22 protein-coding genes and 1 pseudogene are annotated in these 24823 nt (G+C 68.7%); 7 read left to right on the forward strand and 16 right to left on the reverse strand.

Annotated features, from left to right (window positions below; genetic code table 11):
- Positions 1-36: 36 nt before the first annotated feature.
- The 3 genes from NGJ44_RS19255 to NGJ44_RS19265 form a co-directional block, all read right to left on the reverse strand.
- Positions 37-354, reverse strand: coding sequence for a co-chaperone GroES (locus NGJ44_RS19255; protein ID WP_251865187.1), 318 nt, complete (start codon positions 352-354; stop codon positions 37-39).
- A 170-nt stretch (positions 355-524) separates the two neighbouring features.
- A complete protein-coding gene (locus tag NGJ44_RS19260) occupies positions 525-1160 on the reverse strand; it encodes a diguanylate cyclase (protein WP_251865188.1) in 636 nt (211 codons plus the stop codon).
- Between the two features lie 109 nt (positions 1161-1269).
- Complete coding sequence (locus tag NGJ44_RS19265) at positions 1270-2142, reverse strand: LysR family transcriptional regulator (RefSeq protein WP_251865190.1); 873 nt, start codon at positions 2140-2142, stop codon at positions 1270-1272.
- A gap of 149 nt (positions 2143-2291) precedes the next feature.
- On the opposite strand from NGJ44_RS19265, the gene NGJ44_RS19270 reads away from it, so the two are divergent.
- On the forward strand, positions 2292-3785 hold the full coding sequence (locus tag NGJ44_RS19270; RefSeq protein WP_251865192.1) for an MFS transporter: 1494 nt from the start codon (positions 2292-2294) through the stop codon (positions 3783-3785).
- Between the two features lie 46 nt (positions 3786-3831).
- Here the strand turns inward: NGJ44_RS19270 and NGJ44_RS19275 are convergent, their stop codons facing one another.
- Positions 3832-5115 (reverse strand): cystathionine gamma-synthase family protein, encoded by a 1284-nt coding sequence (locus NGJ44_RS19275; protein WP_053246732.1) that lies wholly within the window; start codon positions 5113-5115, stop codon positions 3832-3834.
- A 193-nt stretch (positions 5116-5308) separates the two neighbouring features.
- On the opposite strand from NGJ44_RS19275, the gene NGJ44_RS19280 reads away from it, so the two are divergent.
- Positions 5309-5788 (forward strand): Lrp/AsnC family transcriptional regulator, encoded by a 480-nt coding sequence (locus NGJ44_RS19280; RefSeq protein WP_082308554.1) that lies wholly within the window; start codon positions 5309-5311, stop codon positions 5786-5788.
- A gap of 18 nt (positions 5789-5806) precedes the next feature.
- Here the strand turns inward: NGJ44_RS19280 and NGJ44_RS19285 are convergent, their stop codons facing one another.
- The 4 genes from NGJ44_RS19285 to NGJ44_RS19300 all read right to left on the reverse strand — a co-directional run bounded on the left by NGJ44_RS19285 (position 5807) and on the right by NGJ44_RS19300 (position 12034).
- Positions 5807-7279 (reverse strand): amidase, encoded by a 1473-nt coding sequence (locus NGJ44_RS19285; protein WP_053246731.1) that lies wholly within the window; start codon positions 7277-7279, stop codon positions 5807-5809.
- A gap of 134 nt (positions 7280-7413) precedes the next feature.
- Complete coding sequence (locus NGJ44_RS19290; RefSeq protein ID WP_251865194.1) at positions 7414-9972, reverse strand: ATP-dependent DNA helicase; 2559 nt, start codon at positions 9970-9972, stop codon at positions 7414-7416.
- Positions 9969-11609 (reverse strand): VRR-NUC domain-containing protein, encoded by a 1641-nt coding sequence (locus NGJ44_RS19295; RefSeq protein ID WP_251865196.1) that lies wholly within the window; start codon positions 11607-11609, stop codon positions 9969-9971. Before NGJ44_RS19295 ends, NGJ44_RS19290 begins: the two co-directional genes overlap by 4 nt.
- Positions 11610-11656: 47 nt before the next feature.
- Positions 11657-12034 carry a P-loop nucleotide/nucleoside kinase family protein gene (locus NGJ44_RS19300; protein WP_251865198.1) on the reverse strand — a complete coding sequence of 126 codons (378 nt, stop codon included), beginning with the start codon at positions 12032-12034 and terminating at the stop codon, positions 11657-11659.
- A gap of 356 nt (positions 12035-12390) precedes the next feature.
- Between NGJ44_RS19300 and NGJ44_RS19305 the strand changes: the two genes are divergently transcribed.
- A complete protein-coding gene (locus NGJ44_RS19305) occupies positions 12391-12897 on the forward strand; it encodes a GNAT family N-acetyltransferase (RefSeq protein ID WP_053243694.1) in 507 nt (168 codons plus the stop codon).
- Between the two features lie 84 nt (positions 12898-12981).
- On the opposite strand, the pseudogene NGJ44_RS19310 reads toward NGJ44_RS19305, so the two are convergent.
- Positions 12982-13238, reverse strand: a pseudogene (locus NGJ44_RS19310) (MarR family transcriptional regulator); the annotation flags it as partial.
- Positions 13239-13394: 156 nt separating this feature from the next.
- Between NGJ44_RS19310 and NGJ44_RS19315 the strand changes: the two are divergent.
- Positions 13395-13742 carry a GFA family protein gene (locus NGJ44_RS19315; protein WP_053243695.1) on the forward strand — a complete coding sequence of 116 codons (348 nt, stop codon included), beginning with the start codon at positions 13395-13397 and terminating at the stop codon, positions 13740-13742.
- A gap of 9 nt (positions 13743-13751) precedes the next feature.
- On the opposite strand, the gene NGJ44_RS19320 is transcribed toward NGJ44_RS19315, so the two are convergent.
- From NGJ44_RS19320 to NGJ44_RS19335, 4 genes are all read right to left on the reverse strand, one after another.
- The gene (locus NGJ44_RS19320) at positions 13752-14396 is read right to left on the reverse strand and encodes an HAD family hydrolase (protein WP_251865200.1); all 645 of its coding nucleotides are present in this window, start codon (positions 14394-14396) and stop codon (positions 13752-13754) included.
- 254 nt (positions 14397-14650) lie between these two features.
- On the reverse strand, positions 14651-15961 hold the full coding sequence (locus tag NGJ44_RS19325; RefSeq protein ID WP_251865202.1) for a c-type cytochrome: 1311 nt from the start codon (positions 15959-15961) through the stop codon (positions 14651-14653).
- A 13-nt stretch (positions 15962-15974) separates the two neighbouring features.
- On the reverse strand, positions 15975-17750 hold the full coding sequence (locus NGJ44_RS19330) for a GMC family oxidoreductase (protein ID WP_251865203.1): 1776 nt from the start codon (positions 17748-17750) through the stop codon (positions 15975-15977).
- A 3-nt stretch (positions 17751-17753) separates the two neighbouring features.
- On the reverse strand, positions 17754-18467 hold the full coding sequence (locus NGJ44_RS19335) for a gluconate 2-dehydrogenase subunit 3 family protein (protein ID WP_053245659.1): 714 nt from the start codon (positions 18465-18467) through the stop codon (positions 17754-17756).
- A 297-nt stretch (positions 18468-18764) separates the two neighbouring features.
- On the opposite strand from NGJ44_RS19335, the gene NGJ44_RS19340 reads away from it, so the two are divergent.
- Entirely contained in the window at positions 18765-19604 is an 840-nt protein-coding gene (locus NGJ44_RS19340; protein ID WP_251865206.1) for an isocitrate lyase/PEP mutase family protein, read from the forward strand.
- A 63-nt stretch (positions 19605-19667) separates the two neighbouring features.
- On the opposite strand, the gene NGJ44_RS19345 is transcribed toward NGJ44_RS19340, so the two are convergent.
- The 3 genes from NGJ44_RS19345 to NGJ44_RS19355 form a co-directional block, all read right to left on the reverse strand.
- Positions 19668-21332, reverse strand: a complete 1665-nt coding sequence (locus NGJ44_RS19345) for a TRAP transporter large permease (protein ID WP_251865209.1) — start codon at positions 21330-21332, stop codon at positions 19668-19670.
- A 2-nt stretch (positions 21333-21334) separates the two neighbouring features.
- A complete protein-coding gene (locus tag NGJ44_RS19350; protein WP_251865211.1) occupies positions 21335-21973 on the reverse strand; it encodes a TRAP transporter small permease subunit in 639 nt (212 codons plus the stop codon).
- Positions 21974-22095: 122 nt separating this feature from the next.
- The gene (locus tag NGJ44_RS19355) at positions 22096-23190 is read right to left on the reverse strand and encodes a TRAP transporter substrate-binding protein (RefSeq protein WP_053246047.1); all 1095 of its coding nucleotides are present in this window, start codon (positions 23188-23190) and stop codon (positions 22096-22098) included.
- A 466-nt stretch (positions 23191-23656) separates the two neighbouring features.
- Here NGJ44_RS19355 and NGJ44_RS19360 point away from each other — a divergent pair, with 466 nt between their 5' ends.
- Both NGJ44_RS19360 and NGJ44_RS19365 read left to right on the forward strand, forming a co-directional pair.
- Positions 23657-24127, forward strand: a complete 471-nt coding sequence (locus tag NGJ44_RS19360; protein ID WP_251865213.1) for a DUF2753 family protein — start codon at positions 23657-23659, stop codon at positions 24125-24127.
- A 48-nt stretch (positions 24128-24175) separates the two neighbouring features.
- On the forward strand, positions 24176-24787 hold the full coding sequence (locus tag NGJ44_RS19365) for a superoxide dismutase (RefSeq protein WP_251865215.1): 612 nt from the start codon (positions 24176-24178) through the stop codon (positions 24785-24787).
- Positions 24788-24823 lie beyond the last annotated feature (36 nt).

Consider the following 24823-nt stretch of genomic DNA (forward strand, 5'->3'; position numbering starts at 1 on the left):
AGTACTCCGGTTCTGTGCACAGTCTGGTTCGGGAAATCAGGCCGCCTTCTTGAGCGTATCGGCCTGGGCTTCGATGACGCCGAGCACGTCTTCCTCGCGCATCACCAGCAGTTCCTCGCCGTCGACCTTGACGGTCTGCCCGGCATACTTGCCGAAGAGCACGTGGTCGCCGACCTTGAGCTGGAGTTCGCGCACGCTGCCGTCCTGCAGCACCTTGCCGCTGCCTACGGCAAGGACTTCGCCCTGCTCGGGCTTCTCGGCGGCCGAGTCGGGGATGACTATGCCCGAGGCCGTCGTGCGCTCTTTCTCGATTCGCTTGACGATAACCCGGTCGTAGAGGGGACGAATCTTCATGTTCAATCTCCTAAGCGATTTCAGATCACCAAAAAGGGAATCTCCCGCGGGCCGTCCGGAAGGCCGGCGGGGCGCCGGAACATTGAGTCACGGCGAAAAGCGAAATAGGAGCTGTTCTTGAAGCTTCAAGCGTCAAAATTGAAACAGTGTGTATCAGCGCCCGATGCCGCTCAGGGAAGGCAGAAACCGTCACCGCGGCCGAGCCGGTAGACCCAGCGTCCGGGCTTGCCGGCGTCATAGGCATGGGGCGCCACCGGACATGGCGCCTGCCGGCCGCCGCCGTCGGCCAGCGTGGCGTCGTCCGCCGGCAGCTCGTCCCAGATCCCGCCCGAGCGCGGCCGGAACAGCCAGCGCACGTATCCCCGGCGCGCCGACAATTGCAGCAGGTCGGCCTGGCTCGGCGCATCCAGCACGGGCGCCGGCGCATCGGCCGTGGCGTCGGGATAATCGCCGAACGCCCTGCGGCCGGCCAGGGCCTCGCCTTCGCCGGCCCCCAGGCGCCACCACGGGCCGTGGCCCGACCTCTCCAGGTCCCACGCCCCCAGGCGCCAGGCGGCGTCCAGCAGCACGCGGTCCAGATCCTCGATGCCGCGCCAGGGCACGGGTAGCTCCACCGCCGAGCCCGGCACGGCCCGCGATGGCGGCGTCGCGCCGGACAGCCGCAGCGGCGTTTCGCGCCGGAACGCGTGCCAGTGCATGATGAGCAGCACCGGCGCGCCCGCGTATGCCGGAGCGGCCAGCGTCACCGCGTACAGCGGCAGCCGCATGCCCGCCTGATGGTCCGAAATGATCTCGTAGATCTGCATGAGGGCCTCCGGAAATCACATCGTCGACCCTGAAAAATTAAAACAGACGCGCCCGCGGGACAACTCCCGCCGCGCGCCCCCGAAACCGCCTCGATCCGGGCGGACCGCGTCATTTCCCGGCCAGCAGGCGCTCCATGCGCGCCCGCATCCACCGCTCCGCTTCGCCCGGCCCGGCGCCGGGCTTCCAGATCATCCTCACCCCCAGCGCCGCTGGCGCCAGCCCCTCGCAGTCCAGTTGCCGCAGCTGCACCCGGAAGCTCTCGTACTCCGCGATGTTGACTGGCAAGATGGCCCAGCCCAGGCCGTCGGCCGCCATGGCGGCAATGCCATAGATGCTGTCGGAACGCCAGACGCTGGGGCTGAGCTCGGGATAGGCAGCGCCCTGCATCTGCATGACCAGTTGGCGATGGCGGGCGAGGTCATGCCGGGAAACGCCGCGCTGCCGGGCCAGCGGATGGCGGCGGCCGGCGTAGACGCCCTGCGCCACGCTGCCGAGATAGCTGTGGGCGTAGTCCGGACCGGGATCGCCATGATCGAAATGAAAGCCTGCCTGCGCGCGGCCGTCGCGCACGAAATCCGCGACCTCGGCGGCCGTGCCGTTGAGCTGGGTGAGTTCCAGCGCCGGATAGCGCCGGGCGGTATCGACGAGCAGCTTGCCGATGACCAGGTACGGCAGCGCCTCGTCCAGCGCGATAACGAGGCGGGCCTGCTGGCCGGCGGAGAAGGCCAGCGCGCGCCGATCGAAGGCGTCGGCCTGGCGCAGCAGCTCGCGGGCCTCGCGCAGCATGACCTCCCCTTCCGGGGTCAGCGCGGCATTGCGGCCGGCCCGGTCGAACAGCGCGATGCCCAGGTCGGCCTCCAACAGCGCAACCGCGGTGCTCACGGCGGACTGTGCCTTGCCGAGGCGCCGCGCGGCCGCCGAGAAAGAGCCGAGTTCCGCGGCCAGGGCGAATTGGCGGAGCTGCTCCAGCGTCCATTGCATGGGTGTCTCCTGGTCGGGCCCGCCGCCGGGCCGAAATCCATCTACTAAACAGATGGATATTAACTTTTAAAGACGCATATTCAGATTGATAATCCCGCCTTCCCGACTGCCCGCGGACTCGCCGCGGCAGCCTTTTCCCGGAGATCGAAGTGTCTGTGGTGTGTTCCCGGCGCCCTTGCGCGCGCTGGCTCGTGCTGGCGATCGTGTCGGTGGCGCTGCTCCTGATCGTGATGGACATGACCGTGCTGTACACGGCGCTGCCCCGCCTGACGCAGGCGCTGGGCGCCAGCGCGTCCGAGCAGCTGTGGATCGTGAACAGCTACGGGCTGGCGGTGTCGGGCCTGCTGCTGGGCATGGGCGCCCTGGGCGATCGCGCCGGCCACAAGCGGCTCTTCATGCTGGGCATGGGCGTGTTCGGGCTGGCCTCGCTGGCGGCGGCCTATGCGCCCGGGCCGGCCTTGCTGATCGCCGCCCGCGCGGCGCTGGGAGTGGGCGCGGCCATGATGATGCCGGCCACGCTGTCCATCCTGCAGCTGACGTTCACCGACGACCGCGAGCGCGCGGTGGCCATCGGCATCTGGGCCTCGGTCGCCTCGGGCGGCGCGGCGCTGGGCCCCGTGCTGGGCGGCCTGTTGCTGGAGCACTTCTGGTGGGGCTCGGTGTTCCTCATCAACGTGCCCATCGTGCTGGCGGCGCTGCCGCTGACGGCGCGTTTCGTGCCGCGCGGCGCGTGCAACGCGTCGCGCCCCTGGGACCTGCCCGGATCGCTGCAGGCCATGGCGGGCATGATTCTCTGCGCATACGGGCTGAAGGAGCTGGGCCGGCCCGCGCCGTCTTATGCGCTGGCTGCCTGCGCCGCGCTGGCCGGCGCCTGGACGCTGGCGCGCTTCGCCCGCCGCCAGCGCCGGCAACCCGACCCCATGGTGGATTTCGCGATCTTCCGCAACGGCGAATTCGCCTCCGCCGCGGCGGCCGCGCTGTTCGCGGCGGCGGCGCTGCTGGGCATGGAGCTGGCGTTCAGCCAGCGCCTGCAGCTCGTGCTGGGACTGAGCCCGTTCGAGGCGGCGCTCTGGATCCTGCCCCTGCCGCTGGCCGCCTTCGCCTCGGGGCCGCTGGCGGGGCTGCTGCTGCCCCGCCTGGGCTCGCGCAGCCTGCTGGCGGGTTCGCTCGTCATGTCGGCGCTGGGCATGCTGGGCTACCTGCTGGCCCAAGACATGGCGGCCCACGTCCAGGTGACATGCCTGGCCGTGCTGGGCGCGGGGCTCGGCGCGGCCATGACTTCGGCCTCGGCCACCATCATGCAGAGCGCGCCGCCGGAACGCGCGGGCATGGCGGCGTCGATCGAGGAAGTGTCGTACGAACTGGGCGGTGCCCTCGGCGTCACGCTGCTGGGCTCGCTGCTGTCGGCGGTGTATGCGCGCGCGCTGGACGCGCCGCCGGCGGTGCCTGTGCCGCCCGCCGCGCGCGACAGCCTGGACGCCGCGCTGGAGGCGGCCCGCCATCTGGCGGGCGGCGCGGGCGAAGCGCTGGCCGCCACGGCCCGCGCGGCGTTCGATACGGGTTTCGCGGCCGTCATGGCCGCGGCCGCCCTCCTGCTGCTGGGCGGCGCGGCGCTGGTAATGCTGAACGGCCGCCGCGCCTGAGCGGCGGCCCGGCGCTCGCGGCCCGCGCCGGATGGGCTGCGCCCTGCTAACCGGCCGCCAGCGCGTGCTCCATGTCCGCGATCAGGTCTTCCTCGTGCTCCAGCCCGATGGACACGCGCACCAGCCCTTCGGACACGCCGGCCGCCTCGCGTTCGGCGGCCGGCACGCCCGAATGCGTGGTGGACGCGGGATGACAGATCAGCGATTCGGTGCCGCCCAGGCTCACCGCGGACTTGAACAGCCGCAGCGCATTGATGAAGCGGAACGCCCGCGCCCTGCCCCCTTCCAGCTCGAAGGCGAAGGTGGAGCCCGGCCCGGCGCACTGGCGCTTGTACACCTCGCGATAGGCGGCGTCGGACGCGTGCTCCGGATGGTAGAGGCGCACGGGCTCGTGCGGGTTGCCCGCCAGCCATTGCGCCACCTTGCTGGCGGTGCGCGCCGCCTGCTTCATGCGCAGCACCACGGTTTCCATGGAGCGCGTGATCATCCAGCAGGAATGCGGATCCAGCTGCGAACCGAAAGCGCTGCGTATCGCCTTCACCTGCCTGACCCGCGCAGCGCTGCCCGTGACCGCCCCGGCCACCAGGTCGCTATGGCCGCCGACGTACTTGGTGAGCGAATACACGCAGAGGTCGGCGCCATGCGCGGCGGGCTTCTGGAAAATCGGCCCCAGCAGCGTGTTGTCGCACACCGCGGTGGGACGGTAGCCGTGCCGCGACTCGAATGCGTCCAGCTCGGCCCGCATGGCCGCGAAATCGACGAGCGCGTTGGTGGGATTGGCCGGCGTTTCCACATAGAAAAGCTTGACCGGCCCCTGCGCAGCCGCGGCCTCCAGCGCCTCGCGCATGGACTGCGCCGACAGGCCGTCGCCAATGGCGTGCGAGCCCACGCCCCACTGCGGAAATATCTTGGAAATCAGTGTCTCGGTGCCGCCGTACAGCGGCACCGACTGCACCAGCTGATCGCCCGGCTTCAGGAAAGCCAGCAGCACCGAACTGATGGCCGACATGCCGCTGGACGTTACCGCGGCCGCTTCCGAGCCGTCCAGCAGCGCCAGCCGGTCTTCCACGATTTCCAGGTTCGGATGATTGAAGCGGCTATAGACCAGCCCGGCCGCCTCGTCCTGCGGCAGGGGTTTCCGTCCGGAAACCAGATCGAAGAATTCCGCCCCGTCTTCGGCGGAACGGAATGCGAACGTCGACGTCAGGAAAACCGGCGGCTTGATCGCGCCCTCGGACAGAAAAGGGTCGAACCCATAAGACATCATTTGCGTTTCCGCGTGCAGCGGACGGCCGAAAATGTCTTTCTTGTGATAACTCGAATAACTCATGGCATTGCCTCCGGTAATATTGGCGCGACCGTCCCGGCGCACGCGGGGCGCTGTTTGAAAACAATAGCGCCGCAACGCCAGACACAGTGTTGCGAACCCCTGCAAGTGTGCCGTGGCTGCCGCGCAAATACCTTTCCAAATCAACTGCGGTGCGGAGATAATAGGAAACATTATTTCCCCGCAGAAAAAAAGCATGAAAGATACTGCCCGGTTACATCAACTTGACGCGATCGATTGGAAAATCATGAAAATCCTTCAAGATGATGGGCGGCTCAGTAATGCGGAACTCGCCGAACGCGTATCGCTGTCGGCGTCGCCCTGCTGGAAGCGGCTCAAGCGCCTTGAAGGGTCCGGCATCATCCGGGGCTACCAGGCCATTCTGGACCGGCGCGCGCTGGGCATGGGAGTGGTCGCGTTCGTCAGCATTTCCCTCGAAAGCCATTCCGAAAAAATCTGCGCCGCGTTCGAGGCCGGCGTGCAGGCCCTGCCCGAAGTGCTGGCCTGCCACAACACCACGGGCGAGCACGATTATCTGCTGCACGTCGTGGCGCGCGATTTCGATGCCTACGCGGAATTCGTGCGCAACCGGCTGCGCCCCCTGCCCGGCGTGAAAGAATTGCTGTCCACCCTGTCCATGCACGAAGTGAAATCCTCCACCAAGCTGCACTGGTAGGCGGCGGGCGCCGGCGCGCTACGCCAGCCAGAGCGCCTGCGGCGGACGCCGCGCCACCCAGTCGCGCTGGCGTTCGTAGGCATGCGCCAGCCGCAGCACGGCCAGGTCGCCGCGCGGCGGCCCGATGAGTTGCATGCCCATGGGCAGCCCGGCCGGGTTGAAACCGGCCGGCACGCTGATCACCGGACATCCGGCCAGGGTCCAGGGCGTGACCACCTCCATCCAGCGGTGGTAAGTATCCATGGGCCGGCCCGCGATTTCCCTGGGCCAGTCCAGATCGGCGTCGAAGGGGAACACCTGCGCCGTGGGCACGGCCAGGTAGTCCACTTCGCGGAACATCGCCAGTACGGCTTCGTACCAGGCGCTGCGCTCTTCCGCGGCGCGGTAGACGTCCAGCGCCGTCATGCCCGACAGCCCCTCCACTTCCCAGATCAGCGCGGGCTTGACCCGTTCGCGCCTGGCCGGGTCGTCGCACAGCGCGCGGTACTGGCCGCCCACCATCAGATGCCGGTGCGCGAGCCAGATGCGCCAGAGGCGTTCGCCCTCGAAGGGCACGGTCAGCGGCGCCACCTCGCAGCCGGCGGCCTGCAGGCCGGCCAGCGCGTCGCGGCACAGATCCAGAATGCCGTCCTCCATCGGCAGATAGCCGTTCCAGTCGCCCAGCCAGCCGACGCGCCTGCCCCGCATATCGGCGTCCAGCGGCTCGCGGAACACGGACGGGTCTTCCGACAGCGACAAGGGCGCGCGCGGATCGTGCCCCGCCAGCACGGACAGCAGCAGCGCCACGTCGCGCGGGGTCCGCCCCATGGGGCCCTCGTAGGAAAGCTGCTTCAGGAACACCTCGCCGCCCGGCCCCGAGGGCACCCGGCCGGCCGAGGGGCGGAAACCATACACATTGCAAAACCCCGCGGGGTTGCGCAGCGAGCCGCCGAAGTCGCTGCCGTCCGCCACGGGCAGCATGCGGGCGGCGAGCGCGGCGGCCGCCCCGCCGCTGCTGCCCCCGGCCGAGCGCGACAGGTCGTAGGGATTGCGGGTGGTGCCGTACACGCGGTTGTAGGTGTGCGAACCCAGGCCGAACTCCGGCACGTTGGTGCGCCCGATGAAAATCGCCCCGGCGCGGCGCATGCGCTCCACGATGATGGAGTCGCGCGCCGGCACCTGGTCCTTGAACACGAGCGATCCCATGGAGGTCACCATGCCCCGCACCGCCGTCAGATCCTTGGGCGCCTGCGGCATGCCGTGCAGCCAGCCCAGCCACTGGCCGGCCGCGAGCTGCGCGTCGCGTTCGTCGGCCTCGCGCAGCAGCTCGGCCTCGTCGCGGCGGGCCACGATGGCGTTCACCTTGGGGTTGACCCGGTCGATATGGTCCAGATAGGCCCGCATCACCTCGCGGCATGATATCCGGCGCTGGCGGATGGCGTCCGACAGCGCGTGCGCCGGCATGGCCACGATGTCGTTCAGCGCGGCCGGAGGTTGCTGGGCTTGGGGCATGGCTTGTGTCTCCTGGTTGCGCGCCCGGCAGGCGCGGCAATGTTCTTTGCATGGTTTGCTGCATGGCGGCCGACAGGCCGCCGTCCCCGACATTACCGCAAACCCGGCCGCATTTGCGCGGCGCACGGCTGCCCTCAGCCGCGATCCCGGGCGTTGCCCGCAGGAGCCGGACTGGTCTCCACGCGCCACCACGACGGCAGCAGACGCCTGACCCGGGCGCGCCGGTAGCGGTCGTCGATGAGCAGCACGCTGCCGCGGTCTTCCACCGTGCGGATGACGCGGCCGGCCGCCTGCACCACTTTCCGCAGACCCGGAAAGAGATAGGTGTAGTCGTAGCCCTGGTCGGCTCCGTAGCGCGCGTCCAGCGCGCGGCGCATGTTCTCGTTGACCGCATTCACTTGCGGCAGCCCCAGCGTGGCGATGAAAGCGCCGATGAGCCGCTCGCCCGGCAGATCCACGCCTTCGGAAAACGCCCCGCCCAGCACGGCAAACCCCACCCCGCGCCCCGTCTCGGTAAAACGGGCCAGGAACTCGGCGCGCTCGGCCTCGCCCATGCCCGGCGTCTGCGCCCACACGGGCACCTCGGGATGGCGCTCGCGCATGGACTCGCACACCCGGGCCAGGTAATCGAAGCTGCTCAGAAAGCCCAGGTAGTTGCCCGGCCTGCGCGCATACTGCTCGGCGATCAGGTCGGCGATGGGGCCGAGCGAGCGCGCGCGGTCGCGATAGCGCGTGGACACGTGGCCCGCCACCCTCACCTGCAGTTGCTCGGGGCGGAAAGGCGCGTCCACGTCGATCCAGGCCGCCTGCGCGGGCAGGCCCAGCATGTCGCGATAGAACCGCTGCGGGTTGAGCGTGCCCGAGAACAGCACCGCGGCGTGGGCGCCCGCGAAACGGCCGGCCAGGTGGGGCGCGGGCACCACGTTGCGCACGCACAGCGTGGAGCAAGGCGCGCGGGCCGGCGCGCCGCCGGCCGCCGCCCCCAGCGAGGCGTCGAACAGCGCATGCGGGCCGAACTGTTCGGCCAGCCGCATGAAATGCAGCGCCTCGAAATAGAAGCGCAGCAAAGGCGCGTCCTGCGGCGGCGGCGACTCGGCGACGTGGTCGGCCATGGCGGCCACCGCGTTCTGCAGCGCGGCCAGCACCCCGGCGGGCACGGCCTCGTAAGCCTCGTAGGGCGCGGCCTGCTTGCGGTTAAAGGCGTTCCAGGCGCGGTTGAGCGCGTCCAGCGGCTTTTTCAGGGCCTTGGGCGCGTCCTGCCGCGCGCCCGCCAGCTGGCGCTGATCCAGTTCGGCCGTGTACATACGCCGCGCGCGCTCGACCAGGTTGTGCGCCTCGTCCGCCAGCACCGCCACCTTCCACTGGTGCGCCTGCGCCAGCGCGTACAGCATGGCGCTGGCATCGAAGTAGTAGTTGTAGTCGCCCACCGCCACGTCGCACCAGCGTATGAGTTCCTGCGTCAGGAAATACGGACATATGCCGTGGCCGGCGGCCGCGGCGCGCACCGAGGCCGCATCGAACCGGCCCGACCGCAACGCGTCCGCGCGCGCGGCCGGCAGCCGGTCGTAGAAGCCGCGGGCAAGCGGGCACGATTCGCCGTGGCACGCCTTGTCGGGATGCACGCAGGACTTCTCGCGCGCCTGCAGCTCCAGCACGCGCAGCCGCGGCGCGGCGGGCTGCGCGTTGATCGTGTCCAGCGCGTCCAGCGCCAGCGCCCGCCCCGGCCCTTTGGCGGCCAGGAAGAACACCTTGTCCAGCCCCGCCTCGGGACAGGCCTTGAGCACGGGAAACAGCGTGCCCAGCGTCTTGCCGATGCCGGTGGGCGCCTGCGCCAGCAGGCAGCCGCCGTCGCGCGCGCGTCGGTACGTCGCCACCGCCAGCTCGCGCTGGCCGCTGCGCAGCGTCCCGTGCGGAAACGCCAGCGCCGCCAGGGCGGCATCGCGCGCCCGGCGGCGCGCCTGCTCAGCCTGCGCATGCTCCAGAAACCGCGCGCATTGTTCCTGGAAGAACGCGGCCAGCGCGGCGGCCTCCCAGGTTTCGGCCAGCACCGTTTCTTCTTCCGTGCCCGGATTGAAATACACCAGCGCCACCCGCAGGCTCGGCAGGCCGCGCGTCTCGCACAGCAGATGCCCGTACACCCGCGCCTGCGCCCAGTGCAGGGCGCGCTGGTTGGCCCGCACGTTTTCCAGCCGCCCGCGGTAGGTCTTCACCTCCTCGAGCTGGTTGGACGCGGGGTCGTAGCCGTCGGCCCGCCCGCGCACGCGCAGGCCGCGGAATTCGCCCGACAACGCCACCTCGGTTTCGTAGCCGCCGCCCCGGCGCCTGGCCACCGCCGCATGGCCGGCCATGCCCTCCAGGCCGGAAGGCGCGGGCGTGAAGCGCAGGTCCAGGTCGCCGGCCCGCGCCGTGAATTCGCACAATGCCCGCACCGCCACCGCCAGGCCCGCGGGAGCATCTTCGTGCTGCGCCCCCTGGCATTCGCCCTTGGGGCGGCCCGGCGGGCGCATCGGGCCGCCTTCGTGCTGCGCACTCCGGCATTCGCCCTTGGGGCGGCCCGGCGGGCTCATCGGGCCGCCTTCGTGCTGCGCACTCCGGTATTCGCCCTTGGGGCGGCCCGGCGGGCTCATCGGGCCGCCTTCGTGCTGCGCACTCCGGTATTCGCCCTTGGGGCGGCCCGGCGGGCTCATGCTCATGCCCCTTCCTCTTGCCAGGTTACGTGGCAGACGCGGGCGGGCAGTCCGTGCTCGGCGCAATAGCGCAGCCAGCGGATCTGGTTGTCCTGCAGGCGGTCGCCCGGCCCTTTCACCTCGATCAGTTCGTAGCGTTTTTCGGATGGCCAGAAGCGGATCAGGTCGGGCAGGCCCGAGCGGTTGTTCCGCACGTCGCGTGCAAGCCGCTGGAAGTAGAGCTTCAGGTGCGGCGCGGCGATGCAGTCCAGCGCCAGGCGCAGCAGCGGCTCCGTCAGCGCGGCCCAGGACACGAAAGGCGACTGGATGCCGGCCTTCTCGGCATGGCGGCGCAGGATGACATCGCGGTACGAACCGTCGTCCAGCGCGGCCAGGCAGGCATCGAACAGGGGCCGCCGGCGCGCATGGAAATCGGGCGCGTCCAGGTCGGCCGGGCCGCGCTGGAACGGGTGGAAAAATGCGCCCGGCACCGGCGCGAACACGGCCGGCCAGCACAACAGGCCGAACAGCGCATTGATGAGGGTGTTTTCCACGTAATGCACCGGCGCCTCGTCGCGGTGCAGGTGCGCGCGCAACTGCTCCTCGACGCGCGCAGCCCCGCACCTGGGCAACGACACGTCCTCGCGCGCCAGGCCGGGGACGCCGCCGGCCGGCCGCTCGGCCAGCCCCAGCGCGCGCCGCAGGCGAGGCAGCATGCGCGCCAGGCGCTGCGCCTCGGTTTCGTCCTCGGGCGCGCGCAGGGCCTGCAGGGCGAGCGCCAGCGCCGCCTCGTGGCGGCCCATGCGCTCTCGCACCCGGACGAGGCGATGGCGCGCGCCCGGATAGGCGCACTGCGCATACACGCCCTCGGCGTTGCCCCAGTCGCCCTCGCGCTCGCAGCGCTGGCCGAGACGCAGCAGCACCTTGGCGCGCCGCTGCTCCAGCCATGGATTGGCGCTGGCGCAGGCGTCCAGCGCCCGCAGCAGCGAGGCCACGTCCGCGCCGTCGTCGACCGCTTCGCGGCAGGCTGCCAGCGCCAGGTAGCAATCGATGTCGGCGCGCGACTGGAAAGCGCGCGCCGCGCGATCCAGCGGCACCTGCTCGTACTGGAAAACGCCCAGGTCGGCCAGCACGAATTCGGACCAGTCCTGGCGCAAATTGCCAAAGAACATCAGCCGCAGCCGTTCGCACAGCGCAGCCGCCCGCACTTTCCAGGCGATGTCGGCGTCGGCGCGCCATTCGGCGTAGCGGCGCGGCGCGGGCGCGCGCGCCTGCAGCGCCGCCAGCAGGTCCGCCTTGCGCATGCTGCCCGGGTCCAGGCCCGCCTCGGCGCACAGCGGCGCGAGCTCGGCCTTGGTGCTCAGGGCGAAAAGCTCCTCCAGCGTCATGGGATCGTCGGCCGCCAGCCAGCCCGCCGCCAGCAGCGGCGCGGCCGCCTCGGCGATGGCGGGAATCTCTTCGTAGGCCAGGCGGCTGGCGCGGAACCAGGGGCCGCGCCGCATCAGCAGGCGCACCAGCAGCGCCTGCGAAAGCGGCGGCAGCGCGGCGAACGACGACAGGAAGCCCCGCTCGGCCTCGTCCAGCAGATCCGCGCAACGCGCCTCGATCCAGGCAAGCGCGCGCTGGAAATTGTGCAGGTAGTAATAGCGGTACTCGGGAAACATCGCGAAAAGCCGGCGCGCCGTCCGTATACTGGTTATTTATCCAGCAATCATAGCAGGCGCGCGGTGTTGCGCGCAGTGGCGCTCGATGACCAGCCCTTCCTGCCCGTCCGGCTCGACGAAAAAGGCGTCGATGGCGTCGAACGCCGCTTCGTCGGGGCGGAACGGATGCCCCCCTCGGCGTTGCGCCGGCGCAGGCGGGCCTTGCATTCGGCCGCCGGAACGTCCAGGTAATGCAGGCGGTGGCCGCAGCCCGCGGCCTGCGCGAGCCTGAGCAGCCACTGCCGGCTGCGGCGCGTGTTGGCGGGAAAATCCAGCGCCACCGAAAACCCCGCGCGCGCCAGCGCCGCCACATGCGGGCCGATGGCCGCGCGCAGCCGGCAGGAGCAGCGGCTCGCCGGGGGGGCGGGGGAAAACGCAAGTGTCATGGCATGCTCCGCCGTGGATATGCGCCAACGGCGGGGCCATGAAAACCCCGCCACGTCGGCGGGTCGGTGTGCAAGATGTTCCGGTTGCGCGCTGACCCACCCTGTCCGTAATGGTGGGAATAATCTCGATGGAAATAATGGCGCGCGCGGAAATCATGCGGCGCAAGCAGGCTCCCGCCGCCGTCAAGGGCCGGCTCCCGCGAGCAAGCGCCGACGGGCCGGGCCGCAAGCAAGCGCCGAAGGAACCGGCCGCGATCCGCTACCATGGCGGGCCGGCTCCCGCGCGGGCCTCGCCCACATCCGGCAACCGCGCCCGAGCCGCCTCCCCGGAACCGTCCCAGGAGCCGACCCGCCCCATGCCCTCTTCCCCGATCGTCCTGCGCCTGGCCGGCAGCCAGGACGCCGAACTCATCGCCCGCATGCACGCCGACAGCTGGGCCGCGACTTACCGCGGCCTGCTGCCCGACGGATTCCTGGACACCGGGCTGGCCGACGAACGCCGGGTGCACTGGCAGAGCCGGATGCGCGAAGCCGTGCCGCAAGCGGTGTACATCGCCGAGCGGGGCGGCGAACCCATCGGCTTCGCGTGCGTGCGCGACGAAGGCGATCCGCGCGGCGTGCTGCTCGACAATCTGCACGTCCTCGGCCCGTTCCAGGGCGCCGGCGCGGGCAGGATGCTGGTGGAACAGGCCGCCCGGTGGGCCCGGGCGCGCGGCGCAAAACAGCTCTACCTGTACGCCATCGAAGGCAACCGGCGCGCCATCGGCTTCTACGAACGGCAGGGCTGGCGCCTCGCCGCCACCGAGGAAGACGAACTGGGCGGCCTGCGCGTGCAGGCGCGCCGCTATGTACGGCCGGTCTGACGGGGCGCGCCGCGCGTGCCTAGCGCCGGGGTTCGCCGGCGGGCGTTTCGGGCGCCAGCAGCAGCGTCGATCAGTGCGCGTCCAGGCCGCCGGCAGCGGGGCCGGCAACACGCGCTCGTTATCCAGGAGCGCCTCCACCGCACGGTCGATCAGCGTCAGCCCCCGGGCGTCAGCTGCACCAGCATGCTGCGCGCGTCCCGCTGGTTCGGCACGCGCCCGACCAGGCCCGCGCTTTCCAGCCGCTTGAGCCGGTGTGTCATGGTGCCGGACGTCACCATCAGCGCCGAGAACAGCGCCGTGGGACTCAACCTGCACGGCGCGCCCGAGCGCCGCAGCGTGGCCGCAGAAACCCCGCCGCCCATTGGCCGACGTGCTGCGCATCGCCTGAAGCGCACGCCGCGGCGCGCATGCCCGATTCCGCCGTCGGTGATAAATTTGCCGATGTCAGGGCCTGCGGCGCCGACCGGCGGGGCCCTCGCCACCCGGAGAGAGACACCATGCGCTACCAGGGAAGCTGCCACTGCGGACGGATCGCCTTCGAAGTCGAAGGCGAACTGGCCCAGGTCATGGACTGCAACTGTTCCATCTGCACGCGGATGGGCTCGCTGCATTGGTTCGTGCCGCGCGACCGGCTGCGCCTGTCCACCCCCGAAGACCAGCTGGCTACCTATGCCTTTGGCAAGCAGCGCATCCAGCACCGCTTCTGCCCCGTCTGCGGCATCCATCCCTACGGCGAGGGCGTCGATCCCGCCGGCAACCGCATGGCGGCCGTCAACGCGCGCTGCCTCGAAGGCGTGGACCTGCAGTCGCTCGACGTCCGGCCTGTCGACGGCCGGTCCTTCTAGCGTCGACGCCTAGCGCGGGCCGGCGGGCGGCGCGCCGGCCAGCTGCGCGAGGCCGTCCAGCGTGCGGGCTTCGCGCAGCGGCGCGGGCGCCCCCGCGGGCAGCGCCAGCCCCGCGCGGTTGTGCCAGTACGCGTCCATGCCCACCGCCGACGTGCCGAACAGATCGTATCCCGACCCCGCCACGAACAGCGTCCGGGCCGGCTCCGCGCCCAGTTCTGCCAGGGCCAGCCGATAGGGCCGCGGATCGGGCTTGTAATAGCCGGCGCGCTCCGACGTCACGATGACGTCCAGGGGCATGCCCAGGCGCCCGGCGGCCAGGCGCCCCAGCCGTTCCGAACAGTTCGTGACCACGCCCAGCCTGTGCGTGGCGCGCAGCGCCCGCAACATACCCGCCACGCCCTCCCAGGGCGCCAGCTCGCTCCAGCGCGCCTCCAGCGCCTGCGCCACGCCGCCCGGCAGCCCGGTTTCCAAGGCGGCTTCGCGCACCAGGGTTTCATAGGGCCGATACGCGCCGCAGGCGTAGGTGCGCCTGAGATAGGCGGCCCGCCACGCGCGCCCCGCCTCCTCCCCGCCCGCCACGCTGTTCCACAGCGTCCAGGAATCGAGCAAGGCGGTCAGCAGGTCGAACAGCACGAAATCGTATTGGCGCGTCATGGCAAGGCTCCCCGTGATGGACAGGCCCCAGTGTAGAAAGCGCCGCCGCGCCTGAGATTAACGGCCTGCAATTGCACACTTAAGGCGGAACTTAATGGCCGGGCCGCGCGGCGGACAAAGCCCCCCGGCTTGCCGCCCCAAAAGAAGCCGTCTGTTTGCCTTGAAGCGGCCCGGCGGCAAAAAAAAAACGCCGGAAAGCGCATGGCTTTCCGGCGCCGGGGCCGCGCGGCGGGCGCGGCCGTCGGGGATGCCGCTCAGCGGGCCGGCGCGGCCGCCGCGCCGACATCCTTGCGCACCTTGGCCACGTCGGACGCGGTAACGGCCGCGCCCTTGTTGCCCCAGCTCGCGCGCACGAAGGTCACGACATCGGCCACTTCCTTGTCGGTCAGGCGCCAGTCGAAGCCCGGCATCGCATAGCGCGTGGGCGCCGCGCCGGTGCCCGGCATCTGCGCGCCCTTGAGCACGATGTGGATGAGCGAGGTCGGATCGGCCGAGTTGACCGTACTGCTCAGCGCCAGCTGCGGGAAGGTCTGCTCGTAGCCCTTGCCGGTGCTGCGATGACAAGCCGCGCAGTTGTTGAGGAAGGTCATGGCGCCGTCGCCCTGGTCCTTGCCGGTGCGCAGCGCCTGCGCCACGGCCGGGTCGTACGTCAGGGCCGCGGCCGCGTCCTTGCGGGCGGGCGGCAGGCTCTTCAGGTAGGCAGCGATGGCGTTCAGGTCCTCGTCGGAGAGGTGCTGCGTACTGTCCGAAACCACCTGGGCCATGCCGCCGAAGGCGGCGGAATGCCCGTTGCGCCCGGACTTCAGGAAGGCCACGATGTCTTCCTTGCTCCAGGCGCCCAGGCCGTCCACCGGATCGCCGCGCAGGTTCTTGGCCAGCCAGCCCTCGACCACGCCGCCGGACAGATAGTCGGAGCCGTCGGCGTCGGTGAGCGCCTTCTCCTGCAGCGCGAAGCCGCGGGGCGTGTGGCAGGTGCCGCAGTGGCCCAGGCCCTCGACCAGATACTGGCCGCGCAGCAGCGCCTGCTTGTCCGCGCCGTCGGGCACGGTAACGGGCGCGGTCGCGACGTCGGGCGCGAACATCCAGCGCCACACCGCCAGCGGCCAGCGCATGGAGAGCGGCCAGACGATGTCCGTGTCCTTGTTCTCCTGCCTGACCGGCTGCACGCCCTGCATGAAGTACGCATACAGCGCCTTCACGTCGTCGGGCGACATCCTGGCGTACGAGGGATACGGCATGGCCGGATACAGCGTGTGGCCGTCCTTGGATACGCCATGGCGCACGGCGCGGTCGAAGTCTTCCAGGCTGTATTCGCCGATGCCGGTTTCCTTGTCCGGCGTGATGTTGGTGGAATAGATGACGCCCAGCGGCGAATCCAGACCCAGGCCGCCCGCAAAGGGCTTGCCGTCCTTGGCGGTGTGGCAGGCGATGCAGTCGCCCGCGCGGGACAAGTATTCGCCTTGCTTGACGAGCTGCGCGTCGGCCGCGGCGGGCGTGCCCTCGGCGGCCCAGGCGGCGCTTGCGGCGCACAGAGCGAGGGCCGCGGCTATGGTTTGCTTCATCATGACGCGTCCCTCCTCAAGCCTGGACCAGCGGACCGGGGTTCTTCAGGTACTGCTCGCGGATCGCCTTGGCCGACCAGAACGCCAGGGCGCCGACCAGGCCGGTCGGGTTGTAGCCCATGTTCTGCGGGAACACGCAGGCGCCCATGACGAACACGTTGGGCACGTCCCAGCTCTGCAGGTACTTGTTGACCACGCTTTCCTTGGGGTTGGCGCCCATGATCGCGCCGCCCGTGTTGTGCGTGCTCTGGTAGACGCGCGTGTCGTAGCGGGCGCCCTTCTTGCGCACGGCCACGAAGTGCTTCTCGGGATTCATGGCCTTGGCCACTTCCTCCATGCGCTTGCCCATGTAGGCCAGCATGTCGAACTCGTTGTCATGCCAGTCGAAGGTCATGCGCAGCAGCGGCTGGCCGAAGCTGTCCTTGTAGGTCGGGTCCAGCGACAGATAGGCGTCGCGGTACGACATCACCGATCCGGAAATGCCGATGGTCAGGAACCGCTGGTAGGCGTCCTGCACGCCGGCCTTCCAGGCCGTGCCCCACGCGGGCGTGCCCGGCACCGTGGGCGTCTGCTTGATGGGGCGCCCGCCGTAGCGCACGTGGCGGATGCTGGCGCCGCCGACGAAGCCCAGCGGCCCGTGGTCGAACTGGTCGCCGTTCAGGTCGTCCATGCTCACGCCGCCCGCGCCCGTGCCCACGAAGGGATTGAGCTGGGTGCCCTTGGGCAGCAGCACGTTCACCGCGCCGTTCATCTGGTAGGCGTAGTTCTTGCCCACCACGCCTTCGTTGGTCTTGGGATCGTAGGGCTTGCCGATGCCCGAAAGCAGCAGCAGGCGCACGTTGTGCATCTGGTAGGCCGACAGGATCACCAGGTCGGCGGGCTGTTCCACCTCGCGCCCCTGGGCGTCGATGTAGGTCACGCCCACGGCCCTCTTGCCGGAAGAGTCCAGGTTGACCTTGATCACGTGCGAGTGCGTGCGCAGCTCGAAGTTCGGCTTCTTGAGCAGCACCGGCAGAATGGTCGTCTGCGGCGAGGCCTTCGAGTACATGTAGCACCCGTAGTTCTCGCAGAACCCGCAGAAATTACAGGGCCCCAGGCGCACGCCGTACGGATTGGTGTACGGGCCCGACGCATTGGACGCCGGCGCCGGATAGGGGTTGAACCCCACTTCGCGGGCGGCCTTCTCGAAAAGCTGCGCGCCGTAGGTGGTGGTCAGGGGCGGCAGCGGGTATTCCTTGCTGCGCGGGCCTTCGTGCGGATTGCCGCCCTCGACGATCTTGCCGTTGAGGTTGCCGGCCTTGCCCGAGGTGCCGCACACGTACTCGAACTTGGTGAAGCTGGGCTCCAGCTCGTCGAACGTGACGCCGAAATCCTGGATGGTCATGCCTTCCGGGATGAACTTCTTGCCGTAGCGCGTCTCGTAGCGCGTGCGCAGCTCCAGTTCCTCGGGCAGGATGCGGTAGTGCATGCCGTTCCAGTGGAAGCCCGCCCCGCCCACGCCGGTGCCCAGCAGGAAGGAGCCGTTCTGGCGATACGGCACGGCCACGTCGTCGACGCCATGCCGTATCGTCACGGTTTCCTTGGAGAGATCCTGGAACAGCTTGCCGCGCACCGAATAGGCGAGTTCGTCCAGCACCTTCGGATATTCCGCATCCGTGGGCGTGTCCTGCATGCCGCCGCGCTCCAGCGCCAGCACGTTCAGGCCGGCTTCCGTGAGTTCCTGGCCCATGATGGCGCCGGTCCAGCCAAAACCCACCAGCACGGCATCGACTTTTTCTTTCTTGATCGCCATCGCTCAGCCCCTTTCCCCGGAAATCGACACAGGGCCGTAGGGATACTTGACATTAGGCTGGTCGGCCCAATCCATGTAATCGCCACGCGCGCCCGGGAAACCCACCATCTTCCAGCCCACCATGCCCTTGTTGCCGCCGTACATCGGGTCGGCGAAGAAACCTTCCTTGGTGTTGGTCAGCAGGTAGCTGAAGAAGGTCTTGGCGGGCACGGTATCGAATTCGATCTTGCCGGCCTGCATGTCCTTCAGCACCTGCTCCTGGACCGGCTTGTCGAGCTCGGCGAAGACCTTGCCGTGCGTCTTCTTGCACCACGCATCGCAGGCGGCGATGCCGTGGCGGTACAGCTCGCGGGGGTTCTGGTTGAGCTGGTAGCCCAGCTCGGGCGCCACGTCGGGGTGGAACGGCCCCTGCATGTACCACAGCTTGCCGTGGCCATAGGGCGTTTCCATCTGGCGGTCTATGAATTCGGGCACGCCCGCCGCGACGGCGCCGGGACCGTACTGGTCTTCGGGAATCAGGTGATCCACCGCGGCCACGATGAACGCCCATTCGGGCTTGGTGAAATAGGTAGGCTCGTAGGCCTTTGCGGAAGCCGGCGCCGCCTTGTCGGCGGCGCTGCTACAGCCGGTTGCCATGGTGCCCACCGCAAGGGTGGAAGCAGGCACGATGGCCAGCGCCTGCAGGAAGCGCCTGCGCGGTTTTGCCTCGTCTGTCATAGACATCTCCGTGAAAAATTCCATGCTGTCACGCAACGACGACATGAATTTCGAACCACGAACTGCCGGAACGGTGACAACACGCTTGCAAAAAGAGCCTACCGGGAAAACCCGGAAGCGACCCCATTATGCGCGCATTACGGAGCGCAATAGGCGTAAAAATGGGCTCCAGTTTCAAAATTTGACAATGAAAGCGGGTTTTCGGCGGTTTTGAAAACAGTTTTCCATTCAGGTTTTCGTCATATTTCTATCCGCTTAAATCCTGCTGACGAATTCATTAAAAACGGAGAGATACCCATGCCCCCGAGCATTTCCGAAAAACGCGCCGCCTTCCGGGCGTTGCACCGGAGCGGCTGCTTCGTATTGCCCAATCCCTGGGATATCGGCAGCGCGCTCTTTCTGCAGCACCTCGGCTTCAAGGCATTGGCCAGCACCAGTTCCGGACTGGCCTGGTCCACCGGCCATGCCGACAATGCGCTGCCGCGCGATGCCGTGCTGGCGCACCTGCGCGAACTGGTGCGGGCCACGAGCCTGCCTGTCAATGCGGATTTCGAAAACGGATTCGGGGCCACGCCCGGCGAAGTGGCCGAAAACGTAGCCCTGGCGGTCGAAACCGGCGTGGCCGGGCTGTCCATCGAAGACAGCACGGGCGACCCGGCCGCCCCGCTGCTGCCCATCGAAACCGCGGCGCATCGCATCGCGGCGGCGCGCCAGGCCATCGACGCCGCGGGCGGCGAAACGCTGCTGGTGGGGCGCGCCGAAAACTTCTTCGCCGGCTCGCCCGATCTGGACGACGCCATTGCCCGCCTGCGGGCCTATGCCGAAGCCGGGGCCGACTGCCTCTACGCGCCCGGCATCCAGACGGCGCAACAAGTACGGGCCGTGGTGCAGGCCGTGGCGCCCAGGCCCGTCAACCTGCTGCTCGGCGCACCCGGCGGCCTTTCCATCGACGAAGCCGCCCGCCTGGGCGTGCGGCGCGTCAGCGTGGGCGGCGCGCTGGCGCGCGCGGCCTGGGGCGGCTTCATGCGCGCCGCGCGCGGCCTGGCCGAAGGCCGGCTCGAGGGCTTCGCCCAGGCGGCCGCGGGCAGCGAGCTCAACGCCCTGTTCGGCCGCAACGCCGCGCCGCCCCCGCGCTGACGCCGGCGCACGCGGACACGCCGGTCTGGGCCTGCAGGACGCGGCCGGCCCTGCCGCGCCGGGCTACTTGAACCCGGCCGCGGGGTCTTGCGGCGTGTCGTAGATGCCGCCGCCGTAGTCGGTGTCGACCTGGATTTTCACCTTGCTGGCGTCGACCTCGGGCGCGTCGCTCTTGTAGTGCATGACCATGGCCGGGAACAGCAGCACGGCCGCCACCATGAGCAGCTGGATCACGATGAACGGAATCGACCCGCGGTAGATCTGCCCCGTGGTCACGGGCTCGATCATCTTGCCCGTGACCTTGTCGCGGTAGCGGTCCTTGGGCGCGACCGAGCGCAGGTAGAACAGCGCGAAACCGAACGGCGGGTGCATGAACGAAGTCTGCATGTTCACCGCCAGCAGCACGCCGAACCAGATCAGGTCGATGCCCAGCTTGTCGGCCACCGGCCCCAGCAGCGGCACGATGATGAAGGCCAGCTCGAAGAAGTCGAGGAAGAACGCCAGCACGAAGGTCAACGCGCTGACCGCGATCAGGAAGCCGTACTCCCCGCCCGGCAGGCCGATCAGCAGGTGTTCCACCCACAAGTCGCCGTTCACACCGCGGAAGGTCAGGCCGAACACCGTGGACCCCACCAGGATGAAGACCACGAAGGTCGACAGCTTGGTCGTGGTGTCCATGGCCTGCTTGAGCAGCTTGAGCGAGAGGCGCTTGCGCGACATCGCCATCAGGATGGCGCCCACCGCGCCCATGGCGCCGCCTTCGGTCGGCGTGGCCACGCCGATGAAGATCGTGCCCAGCACCAGGAAGATGAGAAAGAGCGGCGGGATCATCACAAAGGTCACGCGCTCGGCCAGCGCCGACAGCAGGCGCAGCCTGAACACCTTATTGACGATGGCGATGACGAAGGCGGTCAGGCCCCAGATGAGCAGCGACAGCACGATCTGCTCGTCGATGGGCGCGGTGTCGGACTCCAGGTACTGCCCGGCGAAATACGCCGAGGCCGCCGAGATGATCATCAGCACCAGCAGCGAGCGCCCGCCGCGCGTGCCGTTGGGCTCGCGGAAGGAACGCGCCTCTTCGGGCAGGGCCGGCGCGCTGTCCGGCTTGATGAGCGACATCACCACCACGAAGACCACGTAGGCGCCCGCCAGCACGAAGCCCGGCACGATGGCGCCACGGTACATGTCGCCGATGGAGCGGCCCAACTGGTCGGCCAGGATGATGAGCACCAGCGAAGGCGGAATGATCTGCGACAGCGTGCCGGATGCCGCGATGATGCCGCTGGCCAGCCGGCGGTCGTAGCCGTAGCGCAGCATGATGGGCAGCGAGATCAGGCCCATGGAAATGACCGAGGCCGACACCACGCCGGTGGTGGCCGCCAGCATCGCGCCCACGAACACCACGGCAATCGCCAGTCCGCCGCGCACGGTGCCGAAGAGCTGGCCGATGGTTTCCAGCAGGTCTTCCGCCATGCCGGAGCGCTCCAGCACCAGCCCCATGAAGGTGAAGAACGGCACGGCGAGCAAGGTATCGTTGGCGATGATGCCAAACACCCGCTGCGGCAGCGCCTGGAACAGCGCGGCATTGAGCAGCCCCAGTTCCATGCCGATCAGGCCGAACAGAATGCCGTTGGCCGCCAGCGCGAACGCCACCGGAAAGCCCAGCAGCAGGAACACCACAAGCGAGGCGAACATGATGGGGGCCATGTTTGCAATGAAGAAATCCATGTTCAACGGCCCTCCCCGTCATCGCCCGGCTGGCGCTGGCCCAGCTCGCGCGCTTCGCGCTGCCGCGCCTCCTCGGCGATCTCGCGCGCCAGCGCTTCCTCCGCCGACTCGGCCTCCTCGCGCGCGCCCGGATCGGGGCAGCGCCCCATCAGAAAACCCACGCACTTGATGAGGTGCGAAATGCCGGCCAGGATCAGCAGGCTGAAGCCCACGGGAATCAGCAGCTTGACCGGCCAGCGGATCAGGCCGCCGGAGTTGGAAGACATTTCATGCGTCACGTAGGAGTCCATGAACATGGGCCACGACAGATAGGCGATCAGCACGCAGGCCGGCAGCAGGAAGAAAAGCACGCCAAAGATGTCGATGCACACCTGCGCGCGGCGCGGCAGCTTGGACGAGAGCACGTCCACGCGCACGTGCTCGTTCTTGAGCAGGGTGTAGCCGGCGGCCAGCAGGAAAATGGCGCCGAACAGATACCACTGCAGCTCCAGCCACGCGTTGGAGCTGGTCTGGAACAGTTTGCGGATGACGGCGTTGCCGGCGCTGATGACGACGACGACCAGCGTCAGCCACGTCACGCACCGGCCGACCGCCGTGTTGATCGCGTCGATCAAGCGGGACAAGGCTAATAGGGCATTCATGATGGATTTCCGACACCGCCGGGCCGGCATGCCCGGCGGCTGCTAGGGTCTACCAGGAGAGGACGAAAAGGGCGCGCGCTTCATGGCAAGAAGGCGCGCGCCCCGGGGACATCGCCGCGGACTTACTTGCCGCGGTTGATGGTGCCCATGTAGCTGTCGAAGCTGCCTTCGGCCACGCGGAACCAGGGCAGCTCGTTGTCGCGGAAGTCGCGCATGTTTTCGTAGACCTTCTTGAACATCGGGTCTTTCGCGCTCATGTCGGCGTACACCTTCAGCGCTTCCTGGTAGCAGGCGTCGAGCACCGGCTTGGGGAAGGACTTGAGCTTGGCGCCGGCGGCGATCAGGCGGCGCAGCGCGCCCGGGTTCTCCGCGTCGTACTTGGCGATCATGTCGTTGGTCGCCGCAGCCGAGGCCTGGTCCAGCACCGCCTGGTAGTGCTTGGGCAGCTTGTTGTAGGCGTCCTGGTTCACGTACAGCGACACCTGCAGCGTGCCTTCCCACCAGCCCGGGAAGTAGTAGTACGGCGCCACCTTGTTGAAGCCCAGTTTCTCGTCATCGTAGGGGCCGATCCATTCGGCGCCGTCGATGGTGCCCTTCTCGAGCGCCGGATAGATGTCGCCGCCCGCGATCTGCTGCGGCACCACGCCCAGGCGCGACAGCACCGCGCCGGCGAACGCGCTCATGCGGAACTTCAGGCCCTTGAGATCGTCCAGCGTGTTGATTTCCTTACGGAACCAGCCGCCCATCTGGGTGCCGGTATAGCCGCACGGGAAGTTCACCACGTTGTACTTCTTGAACACCTCGCGCATCAGCTTCAGTCCATCGCCGTGGCGCATCCAGGAGTTCATCTGGCGCGTGTTCAGGCCGAACGGCACCGCCGCGTCGAAGCTCAGGATGGGGTCCTTGCCGAAGTAGTAGTACGAGGCCGAATGCCCGCACTCGATGGTGCCGTTCTGCACGCCGTCCAGCACCTGCAGGGCCGGCACGATTTCGCCGGCGGGGAACACGCGGATGGAAAACTTGCCGCCCGTGGCCTCCGAGACGTACTTGGCCAGGCTTTCGCCGCCGGAATAGATGGCGTCGGCGCTGCGCGGGAAGCTCGACGCCAGGCGCCAGTTCAGCGTCGGCGCGTCCTGCGCGAATACGGGGGCTGCCAGGGTGGCGCCGCCGGCGGCCGCGCCCAGAGTGGCTTTCTTGAGGAATGAACGGCGTTGCATGTGGAAGTCTCCCAACTTGGATAAAGTGCCCAGTCGCTGTGCCGGAGAATGGGGTGCATTCCCCGCTGCGCGTCCCAACGGGTAACAATTGGTCGCGTTTATGGTTTTCGGGCGCCATCGTATCGGCAAACGACTTCACAACGAACCGGGAAAACCCTCGCCGTAAGTTTCGTGAAATTTTTCTCCCCGCCGGCGCTGGTCGGACCGGGATGCGCAAAAAAAGCGCGACAGCGCCTGACCGCAGCGCGTCGCCCAGGAGCGGCGGCGCGCAGTCAAAAATATAAGAAAACCAGTTTTTATAACCATAAGTTCTAAATAAAAACCGCCCTCCCGGCGCGCCCTTTCATGTCGCGCACAACTGCTATGTCGCACGTATCCGCCCCCGTTTCAGGCCCGCCTGAAATTTGCTATCGCAAATAACAGTGCTTATCATTTGCTTTATTGTTAAATAAACACGAAGGCCGCCATGCACGCCGTCGACCATCGATACGCCCTCGCCCGGCCCGCCGCCGCAAGCCTGGCGCGGTGGAGGCTGGCCACGCGCCACGGCAACCTCGCCTTCCAGGCGGGCGACCTCCGCAAAGCCGAGTCCCACTACCGCGCCGCGCTGGCCCAGGCGCGCGATCGATTCGCGGTCGACGACGATGCCGACGCGGGCGTGGCCGCCTGGGTCATCGCCCACCACAACCTGGCCGACCTCTGCGAAAAAACCGGCGACGACGCCACCCGACGCCGCCTGTTGCTGACGGCGCACCAGCGGCTGTGCAGCGCCATGTACGACGACGAACTGCCCGAGGCCTGGCGCCAGGCGGCCCTGGCCCACAGCCGCCGCACCTACGCCGAACTGCTGCGCTATCTCGCCGGCCACCCCGACGACGCCGGCGTGCGGCTGGCCTGCCAGCAGGGCGCGGCCGGCCCCGCCGGTCCGCCGCAATAGCGCCCGCCCCGCAATTTCCCACCCGCACGCATTCGACTGGAGACCCTCGTGCCCTACACCCTTCCTCCCCTGCCCTATGCCTACGATGCGCTCGAACCCCACATCGATGCGCAGACCATGGAGATCCACTACACCAAGCACCACCAGACCTACGTCAACAACCTGAACGCCGCGCTCGAGAGCAACCAGCTACCCTTTCCGCCCGTCGAAGAACTGGTGGCGGGCATCGACAAACTGCCCGAGGCGGTGCGCGTGGCGGTGCGCAACAACGGCGGCGGCCACGCCAACCACAGCCTGTTCTGGGAAGTCATGTCGCCGCAGGGCGGCGGCAAGCCGCAAGGCAAGCTGGCCGCCGCCATCGACGCCGACCTCGGCGGCCTGGACAGCTTCAAGGACCAGTTCACCAAGGCGGCCCTCACCCGCTTCGGCAGCGGCTGGGCCTGGCTGAGCGTCACACCCCAGAAAAAGCTGGTGGTGGAAAGCACTGCCAACCAGGACACGCCCCTCATGACCGGCAACACCCCCATCCTGGGTCTGGACGTGTGGGAGCACGCCTACTACCTCAAGTACCAGAACCGCCGCCCCGAATACATCGCGGCCTTCTACAACGTCATCAACTGGCCCGAAGTCGCGCGCCGCTACGAGGCCGCGCTGGGCTGAACGTCTTTCCACCGTCTTGCCGTCTTGCCGCGGGGC

This window comes from Achromobacter sp. Marseille-Q4962, assembly GCF_943737005.1.
GTDB lineage: Bacteria > Pseudomonadota > Gammaproteobacteria > Burkholderiales > Burkholderiaceae_B > Achromobacter.